This is a genomic window from Streptomyces sp. NPDC051286 (genome assembly GCF_044455345.1).
Taxonomy (GTDB): domain Bacteria; phylum Actinomycetota; class Actinomycetes; order Streptomycetales; family Streptomycetaceae; genus Streptomyces.
The window spans coordinates 150,319-165,714 of the sequence record NZ_JBITER010000018.1 but is presented as its reverse complement, the minus strand read 5'-3'; the positions used below and the strand labels follow the sequence as shown (position 1 = coordinate 165,714).

Here is a 15,396-nt window from a genome sequence, read left to right as displayed (position 1 = left end):
CACGCTCGCTGCGTTGTCGGGCTCGCCCCGATACGCCCAGTATCGGGGCGACCCTCCGCCTTGCGATCGCACGCACCAGACGCCGCCAGGCCCGCTCTGCGGGCGGACGGCGCTACTTTCGAAACACGCCCTAGCCAACGGCGTTCAGTCCGGATATCCCTGAGGGTGCCCACCCCCAGGGATATCCGGACACCGAAGGGGCCCGGCCGAACTGGCCGGGCCCCGTCACCGTCGCCCGCGCGCCGCCTACTTCGGTGCCTTCTGCTGGTCCTCGATGGACCTGCGGACCTCGTCCATGTCCAGCTTGCGGGCCTGCCCGATGACATCCTCGAGAGCCGTCTCCGGCAGGGCCCCCGGCTGGGAGAACACCGCCACATTGTCCCGGACGATCATCAGGGTCGGAATGGACCGGATCTCGAAGGCCGCCGCCAGCTCCTGCTGCGCCTCTGTGTCGACCTTGGCGAAGACCAGGTCGGCGTGGCGCTCGGACGCCGCGTCGTACACCGGCGCGAACTGCCGACACGGGCCACACCAGGAAGCCCAGAAGTCGATCAGGACGAACTCGTTCTCGCTGACTACCTGATCGAAGTTTTCCTTGGTGAGCTCTACGGTGCTCATGCTCTCGTTACCTCTTCCTGTGCCCGTTCGGACGTGTCCGGCACAACCGTGCCCGGTTCCGCGCTATTCCGGCTGCCCATGTGGCCACGGCTCACACCCACGGCCAGACTGTCCCCATGACAGATGCTGTGGAGAATGCCGTGTACGACGTCGTGGTGATCGGTGCGGGACCTGTGGGTGAGAACGTGGCGGATCGAACCCGGGCCGCTGGACTGTCCACGGCGGTCGTCGAGAGAGAGCTCGTCGGCGGCGAGTGTTCGTACTGGGCGTGCATGCCCAGCAAGGCGCTGCTGCGCCCGGTCGTGGCCCGCGCCGACGCGCGCAAGGTCCCCGGACTCAGCGCGGCGGTCCAGGGGCCCCTGGACACGGCGGCCGTCCTCGCCCACCGTGACGAGTACGCCTCGCACTGGAAGGACGACGGACAGGTCGCCTGGCTGGAGGGGATCGGCGCGGACGTCTACCGGGGTCAGGGACGTCTGACCGGCACGAAGGAGGTCTCCGTCACAGGCCCTGACGGCTCCGAACACCGGCTGACCGCCCGGCACGCCGTCGCCGTCTGCACCGGCAGCGGCGCCGTCGTTCCCGCCCTTCCCGGAGTCGCCGATGCCCGCCCCTGGACCAGCCGCGAGGCGACGAGCGCCAAGGAGGTGCCGGGCCGATTGGTGATCGTCGGCGGGGGAGTCGTCGGCGTGGAGATGGCCACCGTCTGGCAGGCTCTCGGCGCGCAGGTCACGATGCTGATCCGCGGCAAGGGGCTGCTGCCGAAGATGGAGCCGTTCGCGGGCGAGCTGGTCGCCGAGGCCCTCACCGAGGCCGGAGCCGACATCCGTATGGGCGCCTCGGCCACTTCCGTGCGGCGTGCCGGCCCCGACGGACCGGTCACCGTGGAACTGGACAACGGCGAGCGCATCGAGACCGACGAGATCCTCTTCGCCACCGGCCGTGCCCCGCGCACCGACGACCTCGGCCTGGAGACGGTGGATCTGAAGCCCGGATCCTGGCTCGAGGTCGACGACAGCTGCCGCGTTGAGGGCAGCAACTGGTTGTACGCAGTCGGCGACGTCAATCACCGGGCGCTCCTCACCCACCAGGGCAAGTACCAGGCCCGCATCGCGGGTGCCGCGATCGCCGCCCGCGCTCAGGGCGGCGCGCCGCCGGCGACCGGCCGCTGGGGCGCACACGCCGCCACCGCCGACCACGCGGCCGTCCCCCAGGTCGTCTTCACCGACCCGGAGGCCGCATCCGTCGGGCTCACCCTCGCCGCGGCCGAGCGCGCCGGCCACCGCGTCCGCGCCGTCGACTACGACCTCGCCGCCGTCGCCGGCTCCGGACTGTACGCGGACGGCTACCGGGGCCGCGCCCGCATGATCGTCGACCTCGACCGCGAGATCGTACTCGGCGTCACCTTCGTCGGCCCCGGCATCGGCGAGCTGCTGCACTCGGCGACGGTCGCCGTTGCGGGCGAGGTCCCCATCGACCGGCTCTGGCACGCGGTCCCCGCCTATCCGACGATCAGCGAAGTGTGGCTGCGCCTGCTGGAGGCGTACCGCGGCTGAGTACAGCCGATGCGTCGGCGTGTCCCGTCGTCCCTCCGAGGGACGACGGGACACGCCGACGGGGTCCGTCGTCCCCCGCGGCTGCACCGGCGAAGTACCGGTGAGCTCACGGGGCGATGCGTTTTCCGGCTCTCACCAGTAGTGGCGCCGCCCCCCGATCCCGCGGCCGACAGCACCGAGAGTCCAGAGGACCGCACCGATCAGCACGAGGGCGACGCCGATGGTCCACACGAAGGAAATCCCGGCCACCATGCCGAGCAGGAGCAGAATGACTCCGAGGACGATCATTGCGTCCCCCAATCTTTCAGGGCCACCTTCGAGTATGCGCCGGACGGCGTATCTCGGCGTCGCCGACGACTGCTGTCGCTCGTACTGCCGTCCCGGGCCGCCGGGCAGTGGCCGACTGGGGCCTCGGACAGCTCGTCGGACCTCGTGAGACAGGCGGGGTCTCAGGCCGACGACACGGCAAGCGGACCCCCCTCGACCAGGCGCGATCCGGTCCGGCGAACCGCTATGCGACCCGCCTCTCCAGCACCTGCTGTTCCTCTTCCTCCTCGGGCAGCTTCACGTCGCTCACCAAGATGTTGACCTCCACGACCTCCAGACCGGTCATCCGCTCAATGGCGGCGATCACCTCGGTCCGGACCTCGCCCGTGAGCTCGACGATCGCGTATCCGTATTCGACGACGATCGACAGGTCGACCGCCGTCTGGACCTCGCCGACCTCGACCTTGACACCGCTGGTGACGGACTGACCTCCCGCTCCGGGCACCCGCTCCCGCACGGCCCCCATACCGCGGGCGAATCCCCCTCCCATGCCCTGAACCCCAGGCACGCCCCGGGCTGCCAGCCCGGCGATCTTCGCCACCACGCCGTCGGCGATCGTGGTTCGGCCCCGCGACCCGGGTTCCGTTCTGCGGTTTCCGCCGTGCGGTCCTGCTCCGTGCGTGACCTCGGGTTGCGGGCGGGTGGTCTCGGGCCGGTTCACCTGCGTTTGATCGGTCATGGTCGGTCGCCCTTCCGAAGAGAAGGTGGATTCGAACGCCTTGGCCAGTTTACGTACCATTTGTCAACATTGCTCGGGCGGTAGGGGCATGTGGGCGGACCCACGGGCGGCTCCACCGCGGAGGGGAAGGGTGGGATTCCGCGGTTCGTCACGGAAATCGCTCGCCCGCCCACCGTCTGTCCGCTGCGCTGGTCACCGCAGACGAAAGGCCGGCCCAACGATGCACCGTTGGCAGGGCCGTTGCGGTTCGGTGCGGTGTTCTCCGTCCAGCGGAACGGCTGCTGCGCCACACTCTGATCGTGGTCTTCCTGCCGCAGGTGGCGAACCTCGGGGGGCGTACACCTACCTGGGCTCCGCCTCCACGACCGCTTCGGTCGCTCCGTCGACGAACCCGGACAGCCGGACCGGTCGTCGGGGATGCCGTGGCCTGACGTCACCGGCGGGGCGGGCCGGTCCGGCGGTGGACGCCGACGCCGGGTTACGGGGCGTCGGTTCCGGTGCTCAGTGACCGCCCACAGCGCAGGTTCCAGCGGCCGGACCGGCCACTGAGCTCCGTCAGTGTCAACGGGGCGACGTCCAACCGCCAGAACGCCTGCGGCGGAAGACCCAGCGCATGCACGATCGCGGCGCGCACCACCGCGGGTTCGACCACGGCGATCACGCGGCCGTCCCCGGCGCCGTCCCGATGCAACGAGTCCAGCCAGCCGCCCGCCCGCGCACACAGGTCCAGCAGCGACTCGCCGCCGTGCGGTGCCGCCGAAGGGTCGGACAGCCAGGCAGACACCGCCTCCGGCTCGGCCTCGCTCACTTCCGCCAGCCGCTGCCCGCTCCAGCGCCCCAAGTCCCAGCCTCGGAGGGTCGGTTCGGGCTTGGACCGCAGCCCCAACGCCTCGGCGGTACCGGCGCACCGCTCGTCCGCTCCGCACACGCGGCGATCGGCGGCAGGCACTGTGGCAGCGGCCGCACGCGCCCGCCGGACACCGGACGCGTCGAGCGGGGCGTCACCGTCGAAACGGGCTTCACGCAGCGCCGCATTGAGCGCCGGTGAGATCAACATCACTTGTACCGTCAACACCGGTGTCAACTCCCTGAACTGTGGCCTTTCGGGTAAGCACACCATGGCGTCCGGGCCTGCCGGCCCCGCAGATGGCGCCATGGCGGCGCATGCCTGCAGGCGGTATGGTCGCGACGAACATGACGACGGTGTGACGGAAGTCCGGTGAGAATCCGGCACGGTCGCGCCACTGTGAACCCGCACCCCTGCGGGAAGTCAGACCCGGCACTGTCGTCTCAGGCACCACGATCGGGACGCGTGTTCCCTCAGGAGGTACTGCCATGGCACAGACTGCTGCCCCCGCAACCGTCGCCACACCCGCCATCACCCCCATCTCGCTGAAGGCCATTGCCCCGTGGGCGGTCTTCTTCGGCATCCTCATGCTCGTCCTGCTGTACTTCGTCGGCGCCGAGCAGGGTGCCACCGCTGTCGTCTCCGGCGAAGGTGTCCACGAGTGGGTTCACGACGGTCGCCACCTGCTCGGTTTCCCCTGCCACTGACACGCTGCGCACCTCAGGGGAACCGCTCATGAACTCCATATCTGTCAGAGCGCTGCTCGTTCGCGGCATGCTGGCCGGACTTGCCGCCGGCGCGCTCGCTCTTGCCGTCGCCTACTTCCTCGGTGAATCCCGGGTGGACGCGGCGATCGCGCTCGAAGAGTCTCACAGCCACGAGCACGGCGGCGAGGAACTCGTCAGCCGCACCATGCAGTCCACCGCGGGTCTCGCCACCGGTGTCCTGGTCTTCGGCGTGGCGATCGGCGGCATCGCCGCTCTGGTCTTCTGCTACGCCCTCGGCCGCATCGGCAGGTTCGGCCCGAGGGCCACGGCCGCATTGATCGCGTTCGGCGCCCTGCTGACCGTGTATGTCGTGCCGTTCCTCAAATACCCGGCCAATCCGCCGGCTGTCGGAAACCCCGACACGATCGGCCAACGCACCACCCTGTTCTTCCTGATGGTCGCCCTCAGCGTGCTGCTCGCTGTCGCTGCCGTCATCTTCGGCAAGCGGCTGGCTTCCCGCCTGGGCAACTGGAACGCGTCCATTGCCGCGTCCGCCGCCTATGTGTTCGTCATCGGGCTGGCCTACGCCTTCCTGCCCTCGTTCAACGAGGTCGGCAAGGACTTCCCGGCCAGTCTGCTGTGGGAGTTCCGCCTCGCCACCCTCGCCGTTCAGGCCACGCTGTGGACTACTTTCGGTCTGGTCTTCGGTTATCTGACCGAGCGGCTGCTGGTGCCCAAGGCCGGCGCAGTGACGGCCGGGGGCGGTACCACGTCCCACGCTGCCGCCGCTGCGAGCTGAGGCGCAGGCCGACTCGTCGGCCGTATGACGGCAGAACCCGCCGGGGCATCCCGGCGGGTTCTGCCGTCTATGCGGCGTCCGTCGCGTCGGTTGCTTCAGCCATGCCCGTCGCATCCGCTGTTTCCGATGCCTCCGACCAGTCGATCAGGAAGTACTTCACCCGGTCGTCCGCCCTGACGAAGCGCATGCCTGCCGCCACCATGACGCGCTGGGACGCGATGTTGTCGAGGTCGGCGTCACCGTTCACGGCGGCGATGCCCTCGTCGCGGGCGAACTCCAGCAGTGCCCGCAGCGCCTCGGAGGCGTACCCCTTGCCGCGTGCCGCAGGGATCAGGCCGTAGCCGATCGTCACCTGCCCCTCCGCGTTCGGAGCGCCGTGAAAGCCCACTCCGCCTATGGCGTGTCCGTCCTGGCGGAGGCGGATCTCGTAGGCGCCGAACGGCTGGGGGTTGCCGGTGTCGGCGCAGTGTTCCAAGAAATGCCTGGCCCCGGCAGCGTCGCCGTCGGTGGGGTACTCCGGTGCCCATAGGGCACCCGGCCCCGGACGGCGGGCCACTATGTTCTCCGCCTCTGCGGGACTCAGCGGGTGGAGTACGAGTCGAGGTGTCAGAAGATCTCCCATGACTCGTCGGACTATCACGGCGGCGAGCTTCGGCGCACCAGAATTATCGGAGTCTTTTTGCTACCGGAAGGAGTGGGTAGCAGGGCTGGGTACCGCTGATACGTGGAGTGGGCCGATCCGATCCGCGCGTACCCCTTCATGAGCGGGGCATGGTCGCCGTGTCGGTGCGCGCTTCTTGACGACGCCCAGTGCGGGGCGACGTACCGCATCACGGGCCCCGGCCGACGCAGGCGGCTCATCCCAGGCCGACGCACGTGGACACGGTCCGTCCGCAGCTGTGGGCCCGGTCGGCATGCGTACGCCGACCGGGCCCACAGCCTTGACCCCCCAGCGGCCGGGAAGGAGGGCGGGGCTTCCCCTTCGGACAGCGTCCCACCCCCCGAAGCCCCGCCGTCTCAGCTGCTCACGTCCTCCCCGAAGTCCCCGGACATCGCCGCCGCCATCCGCAGATGAGGCTTCGCCTCCTCCTGCCGGCCCTGCCGCTCCAGGGTGCGGCCGAGCATCAGCCGCGCGTAGTGCTCCACCGGGTCGCGCTCCAGCACCGCCCGCAGCTCCGTCTCGGCCTTGCCGAGCCGCGCCGAGTGGTAGTAGGCGCGGGCCAGCAGCAGCCGCGGCGCGACCTGCTCCGGCGCTTCCTCGACCAGTCCGCCCAGGATCCGCGCCGCGGTCAGGTACTCCTTGGCCTCGAAGAACATCCGGGCGCGGTCCCAGCGGTCGGCTGCCGTACCGAACTCGTAATAGGTGTCGTTCACTTGTCCTCCTCGGTCGTGACCTGGAGCGATCCGTCGGGCCATGCGCCCAGTCGTTCGCGTGGCCCGCTTTCAGCTTGCACAACACCATCTTGTGGTTGAACATTCCACCAAACTTTTGGCGTGGGTATCGACCGCCCGCGCCTGCACCGGAATAGGTTGAGCGCCATGAGCAATCTCGATCGCCAGGCCGCACTCTCCGTCTGCGGCGGCCGGGGCTTTGTCGTCGCCGACCCGGTGCGTGAACTCCTCACCCCGCGTCACGTTCAGCTCGGCGAGTCCACCGAGGTTCGCAGGCTGCTGCCCAACCTCGGCCGCCGGATGGTCGGAGCCTGGGCCTTCGTCGATCACTACGGCCCCGACGACATCGCCGACGAACCCGGGATGCAGGTACCGCCCCACCCCCACATGGGCCTGCAGACGGTCAGCTGGCTCCATGACGGCGAGGTGCTTCACCGCGACAGCCTGGGGAGCCTGCAGACGATCCGCCCGCGCGAACTGGGACTGATGACATCCGGCCGGGCCATCAGCCACTCCGAGGAGAGCCCGAAGCCGCACGCTCGTTTTCTGCACGGCGCTCAGCTCTGGGTTGCGCTGCCCGACGCTCACCGCCGGGTCGAGCCGCACTTCCAGCATCACACCGACCTGCCGACCGTCACCGCCCCCGGCCTCACTGCCACGGTGATCCTCGGCGAGCTGGACGGCGCCACCTCGCCCGGCACCACCTACACCCCGATCGTCGGCGCCGACATCGCCCTGACCCGTGGCGCTGAGGCGCGCCTGCCGCTCGATCCGGACTTCGAGTACGCCGTGCTGTCCATGTCCGGCGAGGCGCAGGTCGACGGCGTGCCCCTGCTGCCCGGATCGATGCTCTACCTCGGCTGCGGCCGCACCGAACTCCCGCTGCGCGCCGACTCCGACGCGGGGCTGATGCTCCTCGGGGGTGAGCCCTTCGAGGAGGAGATCGTCATGTGGTGGAACTTCATCGGCCGTACGAGCGAGGAGATCGCCCAGGCTCGCGAGGACTGGATGGGCAGTTCCCGCTTCGGCGAGGTGAAGGGCTACCGGGGAGGTCCGCTGTCCGCCCCCGAACTCCCTCCGGTGTCCCTCAAGCCCCGGGGGCGTGTGCGCTGACCCGCGGGGACAGTCCTGCCGCCCTCGCTGATCCGGATCCCGCGCAAGTGGCTGCGCCGGATCTGTGGCCAGGGCCGCCTCGGTCCTCGCCCGCAGTCCGCCCCATGGCATGGTTCGGCCGTCACGGCGCTGACGGGCAAACTGCGGAGGTGGTCGGCAAGGTCAGGAGCGTGCGTCGAGACCGCGGGTGAGCGCGGCCACGATGGCGTCGAATACGGCCCATGTCCTGCGGGTCGACGCGGAGCCGGTCGGCTCGCCGGGTCAGGCCGAGGATGCCGTTCATCGGGGCCCACGGTGCGGAGGCGGTGGACCTGGGGTCCACGTCGGGGTTGAAGGAGCCGTCGGCGACGCCGTCGCGGATCGCCGAGGTGAGCTTGGCGTTCTGTTCGTCGACCAGGTCGGCGATGCCCTCCAACGAGTCGGCGTCGCCGGGTGGTTCGGCGAGCAGCCGGAAGTGGTGCGGGCGTTCCAGGGCGAAGCGTGTGTACGCCTCGGCGGCCAGCAGGATGCGCTCTGCGGTTCACGGGTCTGTCGTACGTGTCACCTCTCGGTCTGCTGCCAGACGGAGGTCAGCGCCGTGACGGGGTCGGGGTCGGCCGGCGCTGCTGGCCACCAGTCGCCGTCGTCATGCTGGAGGTAGGGGTACCAGCGGGTGTCGGGGCCCAGGCGCAGCTGGATGCGGTGGTCGGTGAGCGTGAGGCGGTTGCGCCATGCCCTGAGGGCGACCGGGGTGGTGGTCATTTCGGTGAGGGCCTCGGTCAGGGCGGTGCGGGCGGCTGTCATCGCCGTCGGGTCGGGGGCGTGGGGGTGTTCGGCGACGGTGATACCGGTTGGGCCGCCATACCGCCAGGCGCGGGTGAGGCGGGTGAATGCGGTCGGCTTGGCATCGGTGTTCTGGATGAGGCGGTTGAACCACTCGGGGCCGCAGTTGCTCGCGGCGATCCGTGCCGCGTCCTCATGCTGGGACACATGCAGGCTGGTGGTGTCGCCCGTGAGCAGTCGTGCGGCGCGTGCGGCGGTGTCCGCCATGAGGCGTTCCAGGTCCGTGGTCGACAGACCGGCGCTGAGTGGCGGGGCGGCGGGCAGTGCGGCGGTGTGGGGGGCCGGCTCCGGGAGTTCGGGAACGGGCGGAGTGTGTTCGGCCAGGGTGGCCCACGCTGCGTAGGCGCCGGCGGCCGGGAGGCCGGATGGGGCCGGTGGGATGGATGTCGCCTGGGCGGCCGTACGGCGTGTGCGCAGCTGGGCGAGGACCTCTTCCCGTCCGCGGCCGCGCAGGGCGAACACTACGAAGGGGTCGGCGTCGATGGTGGAGGCGATGGTATAGCAGAGCGCGGCGGCGTGTTTGCAGGGGTAGCCCCAGTCGGGGCAGGAGCATTCGGGGTCGAGTTCGGTGGGCTGCGGGAGCAGGGGGACATCGGCGTGTCGGGCATCGTCCACAAGTTCGGCGGGCATCTCGCCGTCGAGGAGGGCGGCGAGATGCCCGGCTCGGGCCGCGATGGTGTCGAGGAGGGTGTCCCACTGGGTGTCGGTGAGGACGGGCAGGTGGACGGCGGAGCGGTAGGGGCGGGGGCGACTGCCCTGGACGGCGGCCTTGACCTGGCCGGGGGCGATGATGACGGGGCCGACCATGCCCTGGCGGGCGTAGGTGCGTCCGCGGGACAGGCGCCCCGAGTCCAGGGTGGAGTCCTCCAGGGCCGTCACCCATGCCTGGCCCCACCAGGTCGCGGCGAAGGCACGCCTGCCGCGGGTGGGGGCGCGGCGCGGGCCGGGGATCGAGGGGCTCATGGCTGCCTTCCCAGAGCGACGAGTTCGGCGAGATCGGCGTCGGACAGTTCGGTCAGAGCAGCCTCACCGGAGCCGACCACGGCGTCGGCCAGCGCGCGCTTGGATTCGAGAAGCCTCGCCACCCTGTCCTCCACGGTCCCCTCCGCGAGGAGTTTGTGGACCTGTACGGGCTTGTCCTGGCCGATGCGATAGGCGCGGTCGGTGGCTTGGTCCTCGACCGCCGGGTTCCACCAGCGGTCGTAGTGCACGACGTGGGTGGCGCGGGTGAGGTTGAGGCCGGTGCCCGCGGCCTTCAGGGAGAGCAGGAACACCGGCACCTCGCCGCGCTGGAAGCGATCCACCATCTCCTCGCGCGCGGTGACGGGGGTGCCGCCGTGCAGGAAGAGGGTGGGGACGCCTCGTTCCGCGAGGTGCTTCTCCAGCAGGGTCGCCATCTGTTTGTACTGTGTGAAGACCAGCACCGACTCGCCTTCGGCGGTGATGGTGTCGATCAGTTCGTCGAGCAGGTCGAGCTTGCCGGATCGGCCGTGCAACGGTGTGGACTGGCGCAGGTATTGGGCGGGGTGGTTGCAGATCTGCTTCAGCGCGGTGAGGAGCTTCAGGATCAGGCCGCGGCGGGCGATGCCCTCGGCTTCGGCGATCTTCGCCATGGTTTCGCGGACCACCGCCTCGTACAGACTTGCCTGCTCGGCGGTCAGTGGTACGACACGGTCGGTTTCGGTCTTGGCGGGCAGTTCGGGCGCGATCCCCGGGTCGGACTTCCTGCGGCGCAGCAGGAAGGGGCGGACGAGACGGGACAGCCGTTCGGCGGCCCGCGGGTCCTCGCCCGACTCGATCGCTCGGGCGTGCCGGTCGCGGAAAGCCGTGAGCGGGCCGAGGAGTCCGGGGGTGGTCCAGTCGAGGAGCGCCCACAGTTCGGAGAGGTTGTTCTCCACGGGGGTGCCGGTGAGGGCGACGCGGGCGCGGGCGGGCAGGGCGCGCAGCTCGCGGGCGGTGACGGCGTAGGGGTTCTTGATGTGCTGGGCCTCGTCGGCGGCGATCAGCGACCAGGCGTTGTCGGTGAGGGTCTCCCGGTCGCGGCGCAGGACGCCGTAGGTGACCAGGACGATCTCGTCGTCGGCGAGGTCCTTCAGGTGGCGGTCGCCACCGTGGTAGCGGCGCACGGGGATGGATGGTGCGAACCTGGTCGCCTCGCGCTGCCAGTTGCCGAGCAGGGAGGTGGGGCAGACGACGAGCGTGGGGCCAGCGGTGGCGGGGTCGGTCTGGCGGTGCAGATGCAGGGCGAGCAGGGTGATGGTCTTGCCCAAGCCCATGTCGTCGGCGAGACAGCCGCCGAGGCCGAGCTCGCACATCTCGGAAAGCCAGGCGAGGCCCCGCTTCTGGTAGTCGCGCAAGGTGGCTTTGAGCGCGGCGGGCTGGGCGGTGGGGGTGCGGGATTCGGGGTCGCGGATACGGGCGACGAGGTCGGCGAGCGCTCCGACCGGTGCGCAGCGAAGGGTCTCCCCGTCCCGCTTCACCTCGCCGGTCAGCGCTGCGCCCAGTGCCTCCATGGGAGTGAGCGGTTCCATCCTGCGACGCCTGGCGCGGGCCACAAGCTTCGGGTCGGCGACCACCCACTGGTCGCGCAGCCGGACGAGGGGGCGGCGAGCCTCGGCGAGGGCGTCCATCTCGGCCTCGGTGAGCGGGTCGCCGCCGAGCGAGAGCTGCCAGCGGAAGTCGAGGAGGGTGTCGGCGTCGAGCAGGCCGGCCGCGCTGGAGCCAGGCGCGGTGCGTTGCCCGATCTCCGCGGTCGCGGTGAGTGCCTTGACCAGCTCGCGTGGCCAGTGCACGTCGATACCGGCGGCGCGCAGTGTGTCGGTGGCGTCGCCCAGCAGGTCGAGGGCCTCGTCGTCGGTCAGCCGCAACTGGTCCGGAGCCGCGTCCTTCAGCAGCCGGTCGAGCGGTGACCAGACGCGGGCGCCGCGGCGCAGCGCGAGCAGTGTCTCGGTCTCGGCGCGCGGGCCGAGCAGCCGCTCCACTTCGGCCGGTTCGCTCCACAGCCGTACGGCCTCCACGACGAGCGCCGGATCCGCCGCGGTGTGCAACTGTAGGACGGCCCGGAACTGCCGACGTCGCCCCTCGGGTACGTCGACCCGCAGCGAGACCCTGACGTCGGCGGTGAACGCGGCGGCGGTCTCCTCGGCCCACTCACGCAGGGCGGGCACGGAACGCGTCTCGCGCCAGGCGTACGGCAGGGCTCCCACGGCGAGCGCAGCGGCAGGGGTGCGGACCAGTTCGTCGGCGACCGCGTCGCAGAACTGGCGTACCAGCGCGGCTGGTTCGGCGATCCGCAGCGGTGTGGGCCCGGGCTCGGGCAGGCAGTGGGCGTGGGGCGGGAAGGCGGCGGCGAGGGCGTCCAGAGTCTGCCGCTGGGCGGCGGTGAAGGGGCCCGCCTGCCAGGTGTCGTAGCCGGCGGGGGTGAGGGCCGGGTGGAGGCGGCCGTCGGCGAGCAGCCGGAGCGCGAAGCGGCAGGCGGCCTGCCAGGCGGTGGCGGAGGGATGCGGCGGCTGTGCCCCGGACAGCGCGGCAACGGCGAGGGCGACGGGCAGCGCGTAACCCTCCACCCTGCGCCGCCTGACCGAGCGGCCGTGCGGCAGCACGAGCTCCGCCGCCTCGGTCTCGACGCCCGTGGGTGCCATGCCCTCGGCGGCGGCTGCCCCGGCGGGCTGCCAGAGCAGCAACCGGCCGAGGCGGGCAGGCTCGCCGGGCAGGAACACCGCCGCCCAGCCGCCGTCGAGCAGGCCCCGCGCCCAGGCAGCCGACTCCGGTGCGGCCAGTGGTGGCACGCTCCTCGTGCCCGTGCCCTGCTCCCGTACGAGGACTCGTGCCACTCTCTTTCGCCTCACCGTCGTCCAGGCGGCCTTCGCCGCGCCTTCGTCCACCAGCAGGTTCCGACCCTGCTGTCACCAGCGGGACTGGGCCTTGTTCGCCGCGGTACGCATGCGTTTGGCCAGCCGCTTGTCGACACCGCGCAGGCCCTCACCCAGTTCGGCGAGCACGTGGGCGGTGGCTGGGTGCTCCACTCGCCACAGCTCGTCCACCCGCTGTTCGAGTTCCTCCGGCGCCGTGTTCCAGTTCTCCAGGAAGCCCCGGGTCAGCTCCTCGCTCTTCTGAGCACCGGCAAGGACCGACAGGCCGTCGATGAGCAGCCACAATCCGGCCTCCTCCGCCCGCGCCGGGTCCATGTGTGCTTCTGCCTCAAGGCGTGCGCCCAGGGTCGTGGTGGCTACCTGGCGGCACCCCTCGACGTCGGAGTCCGCTGCCTTGCGCAGCACGCGCAGTGCCCGGGGGTCGTCGAGGTCGGCCAGCACCAGTTGGGCGACGGCGCGTTTCGCCGCTGCCTCGGAGCCGTCTCCAGCGCATGCGTCGAGCAGCCCAACTGCGGCATCCACTGCCGAGCGGTGCTCCAGCCACCCTTCGACCTCCCGGCGCATCTCCTCCGGGGAGTAGCCCAGGAGCCCCTGGAGCAGAGCGTCGGCGTCCGCTTCGGCGTACTCACCGAGCAGGGGCGCGGGCACACCGCACTCCATCAGGTAGGCGCGGAGCCCGTAGCGGCCGAGTGGGGTGAGCCGCATGCGGTGTCGGCGCTTGTCGTCCCACGACCGGTCCGACGCCGCCGTCGAGCTTTCCGAACCGCCGCCCAGCTCCTGTCCGACCATGGCGAGGAGCGTGTGCAGAGTCTCCTCGGCCGAATCGTCGCTGTCACCGGGCTCGTACTCCACCGCGCCCAGCAGGGCGAGCCCTTTCCCGAGCTCCCGGAAGGACGCCGCGAACAGCGCCTGGAAGAGATCGAACTCCGGCCCGTTCTCGCCCACCTCACGGGCCTTCGCACGCAGGTCCTCGACATCCACCCAGGCGTCGTCCGGGGCGTCGTACAGCAGGCCGACCAGTCCGTCGGCGATCTCGGCCGTCAGCTCGCCCAGCTCACCGTGCCACCCGTCCAGCACCCCCGTCTCACCGATCTCCTCCAGTAGATCGCCCAGCGTGGCGGCCCAGAACTCCAGAAGGTCCGCGTCGGCGAAGCCGGTTGTCGCGCAGCCCCACGCGCGGCCCCCGCTGATCGTGATCATCCCGCCATCCGCGGCGAGCCACCACGGATCATCGAGAACGGCCACGTCCTTGGCGCTGCGCAGGGATTTCAACGCGCGAGCCCGCGCGACGGCGTCGGCATACGGCGAGTCGTCGCCGGCCAGCTTCCACAGCTGGAGCTTCTCGACGGCCTCACGGGCGAGCGCGGGCCGCAGCACCCGGCCGGCGGTGACCTGTCGTCCCTCGCGGCACCAGGCGGCGAGCCGCAGCGCCGCGTCGAAGAGCGGAACACCCCGCACGGCAGCGACAAGGTCCTCCTGCGGAGCCAGGGTCACCGGGCGCAGCACAGGCACATCCTCGGCCGGTCCGCCGACTTCGGCATCGACCGGATCGCCCACCCCGCACTGCCCGCAGGTACACAACGCCACGTTCTCGGCGGTCAGCCGTCGGACACCGCCGCGCCCGGCCCGATCACCAGCGGGCGGCTTCGCTTTTCCGGACACCGTGTCCGGCGTCAACCGGGTCAGCCTCGCGGTGATCCCGTCCCGGTCGAAGGCCGCCGGATCGTAACCGGCCGCCCGCAGCTCGGCGACAAACTCACCGTACGGGCCATCCCCGGCCCCGTCGGGGGTGTCGAGACACTCCAGCACCTCGGCCAGCCCCCACACGCCGCCGATGTCCTCGGCCGGTACATCGGCGCGACGCCCGCCGACGCAGCGCACTGTCCGCTCCGCCCCGACCGGGCGCGGCAGTGTCTTCTCCAGCGTGATGCCGTGTTCCCAGTCATCGCCGAAGTCGTAGACGTAGCGCAGCCGTGCTCCCTCCTCGGCCAGCACGTCGCCGAGCGCGGTGGCGTCCTCGTCGCCGACCCCACGGCCGAAGCCGAGATCGATGTCGGTGAGTCGGGCCGCATCGCCGTACCCCCGGCCGAACTCGTCGGTGAAGAGGTGCAGATGGCCACCGTGCCATCCGAAGGCGACCTGGATGGCATCGTGCAGTGTCCCGAGCGAGGTATCGGACGGCAGCACTAGGCGCCGCCACAGGGGCGGTCTCGTGCCGTGCAGCACAATCTTCAGCTGGAGATCGGACGGGGCCGTCTTCCCGTCTTGCCGCATGTACTGCTCCACCGTGCCGGGGCTACTTGAACGGCCCCATCATGGCGCTGTCGGTGTGCCCAACTCAAACCCGGTTGTGGCGGCCACCGTCCTTTGCCGGGAGGCGAGCTGCGGAAAGGCGTCCTCCCACACGGTGCGACCGACCAGGGTGCGCCGCACCGGCCACACCCGGAGGAGCAGATCCTGGTTGAGGTAGCGGGGCAGGTCGTCGCGCAGGCCCTCGTGCAGGAAGGCACGATACAGGCCCATGCGCTGCCGAGGCTTGCTCATGTCGTACGCGGTCCTCCCCGAGCAGGCGAGGTGCAGCGGCAGCTCCACAACCCCCTGGGCCGGGCCGTGCAACTCGTCCAGCGACTCCGGCAGACGTCGCAGGGACTTCTCCTGTAAAGC

At 70.8% G+C, this 15,396-nt stretch carries 15 protein-coding genes and 1 riboswitch; of the genes, 4 read left to right on the top strand and 11 right to left on the bottom strand.

Going from position 1 to position 15,396, the window contains the following annotated elements:
* Nucleotides 1–246: 246 nt before the first annotated feature.
* Nucleotides 247–618: a thioredoxin gene (trxA, locus tag ACIBB8_RS20205; protein WP_398953910.1), complete on the bottom strand. Its 372-nt coding sequence runs from the start codon at nucleotides 616–618 to the stop codon at nucleotides 247–249.
* Between the two features lie 116 nt (nucleotides 619–734).
* On the opposite strand from trxA, the gene ACIBB8_RS20200 reads away from it, so the two are divergent.
* The gene (locus ACIBB8_RS20200; protein WP_398953908.1) at nucleotides 735–2,174 is read left to right on the top strand and encodes a dihydrolipoyl dehydrogenase family protein; all 1,440 of its coding nucleotides are present in this window, start codon (nucleotides 735–737) and stop codon (nucleotides 2,172–2,174) included.
* A gap of 132 nt (nucleotides 2,175–2,306) precedes the next feature.
* Here the strand turns inward: ACIBB8_RS20200 and ACIBB8_RS20195 are convergent, their stop codons facing one another.
* The 3 genes from ACIBB8_RS20195 to ACIBB8_RS20185 all read right to left on the bottom strand — a co-directional run bounded on the left by ACIBB8_RS20195 (nucleotide 2,307) and on the right by ACIBB8_RS20185 (nucleotide 4,237).
* On the bottom strand, nucleotides 2,307–2,474 hold the full coding sequence (locus ACIBB8_RS20195; RefSeq protein WP_398953929.1) for a hypothetical protein: 168 nt from the start codon (nucleotides 2,472–2,474) through the stop codon (nucleotides 2,307–2,309).
* Nucleotides 2,475–2,685: 211 nt separating this feature from the next.
* The gene (locus ACIBB8_RS20190) at nucleotides 2,686–3,180 is read right to left on the bottom strand and encodes an Asp23/Gls24 family envelope stress response protein (RefSeq protein WP_398953906.1); all 495 of its coding nucleotides are present in this window, start codon (nucleotides 3,178–3,180) and stop codon (nucleotides 2,686–2,688) included.
* 478 nt (nucleotides 3,181–3,658) lie between these two features.
* The gene (locus tag ACIBB8_RS20185) at nucleotides 3,659–4,237 is read right to left on the bottom strand and encodes a histidine phosphatase family protein (RefSeq protein ID WP_398953904.1); all 579 of its coding nucleotides are present in this window, start codon (nucleotides 4,235–4,237) and stop codon (nucleotides 3,659–3,661) included.
* Nucleotides 4,238–4,363: 126 nt separating this feature from the next.
* Nucleotides 4,364–4,512: riboswitch (adenosylcobalamin (AdoCbl) riboswitch) on the top strand.
* A gap of 3 nt (nucleotides 4,513–4,515) precedes the next feature.
* Between ACIBB8_RS20185 and ACIBB8_RS20180 the strand changes: the two genes are divergently transcribed.
* Both ACIBB8_RS20180 and ACIBB8_RS20175 read left to right on the top strand, forming a co-directional pair.
* Nucleotides 4,516–4,734, top strand: a complete 219-nt coding sequence (locus tag ACIBB8_RS20180; protein ID WP_398953902.1) for a CbtB-domain containing protein — start codon at nucleotides 4,516–4,518, stop codon at nucleotides 4,732–4,734.
* A gap of 28 nt (nucleotides 4,735–4,762) precedes the next feature.
* Nucleotides 4,763–5,533 carry a CbtA family protein gene (locus ACIBB8_RS20175; RefSeq protein WP_398953900.1) on the top strand — a complete coding sequence of 257 codons (771 nt, stop codon included), beginning with the start codon at nucleotides 4,763–4,765 and terminating at the stop codon, nucleotides 5,531–5,533.
* A gap of 67 nt (nucleotides 5,534–5,600) precedes the next feature.
* Here ACIBB8_RS20175 and ACIBB8_RS20170 read toward each other — a convergent pair whose 3' ends face one another.
* Complete coding sequence (locus ACIBB8_RS20170; protein ID WP_398953898.1) at nucleotides 5,601–6,155, bottom strand: GNAT family N-acetyltransferase; 555 nt, start codon at nucleotides 6,153–6,155, stop codon at nucleotides 5,601–5,603.
* 395 nt (nucleotides 6,156–6,550) lie between these two features.
* On the bottom strand, nucleotides 6,551–6,907 hold the full coding sequence (locus tag ACIBB8_RS20165) for a tetratricopeptide repeat protein (RefSeq protein ID WP_398953896.1): 357 nt from the start codon (nucleotides 6,905–6,907) through the stop codon (nucleotides 6,551–6,553).
* A gap of 165 nt (nucleotides 6,908–7,072) precedes the next feature.
* Here ACIBB8_RS20165 and ACIBB8_RS20160 point away from each other — a divergent pair, with 165 nt between their 5' ends.
* Entirely contained in the window at nucleotides 7,073–8,038 is a 966-nt protein-coding gene (locus tag ACIBB8_RS20160; RefSeq protein ID WP_398953894.1) for a pirin family protein, read from the top strand.
* A 121-nt stretch (nucleotides 8,039–8,159) separates the two neighbouring features.
* On the opposite strand, the gene ACIBB8_RS20155 is transcribed toward ACIBB8_RS20160, so the two are convergent.
* From ACIBB8_RS20155 to ACIBB8_RS20135, 5 genes are all read right to left on the bottom strand, one after another.
* Nucleotides 8,160–8,540 (bottom strand): WHG domain-containing protein, encoded by a 381-nt coding sequence (locus tag ACIBB8_RS20155; protein ID WP_398953926.1) that lies wholly within the window; start codon nucleotides 8,538–8,540, stop codon nucleotides 8,160–8,162.
* A 38-nt stretch (nucleotides 8,541–8,578) separates the two neighbouring features.
* On the bottom strand, nucleotides 8,579–9,823 hold the full coding sequence (locus ACIBB8_RS20150; protein WP_398953892.1) for an SWIM zinc finger family protein: 1,245 nt from the start codon (nucleotides 9,821–9,823) through the stop codon (nucleotides 8,579–8,581).
* Nucleotides 9,820–12,639 carry an SNF2-related protein gene (locus tag ACIBB8_RS20145; protein WP_398953924.1) on the bottom strand — a complete coding sequence of 940 codons (2,820 nt, stop codon included), beginning with the start codon at nucleotides 12,637–12,639 and terminating at the stop codon, nucleotides 9,820–9,822. The genes ACIBB8_RS20150 and ACIBB8_RS20145 overlap by 4 nt, the downstream gene beginning before the upstream one ends.
* A gap of 126 nt (nucleotides 12,640–12,765) precedes the next feature.
* Nucleotides 12,766–15,006 (bottom strand): plasmid pRiA4b ORF-3 family protein, encoded by a 2,241-nt coding sequence (locus ACIBB8_RS20140; RefSeq protein WP_398953890.1) that lies wholly within the window; start codon nucleotides 15,004–15,006, stop codon nucleotides 12,766–12,768.
* A 39-nt stretch (nucleotides 15,007–15,045) separates the two neighbouring features.
* On the bottom strand, nucleotides 15,046–15,276 hold the full coding sequence (locus ACIBB8_RS20135) for a hypothetical protein (RefSeq protein WP_398953888.1): 231 nt from the start codon (nucleotides 15,274–15,276) through the stop codon (nucleotides 15,046–15,048).
* Nucleotides 15,277–15,396 lie beyond the last annotated feature (120 nt).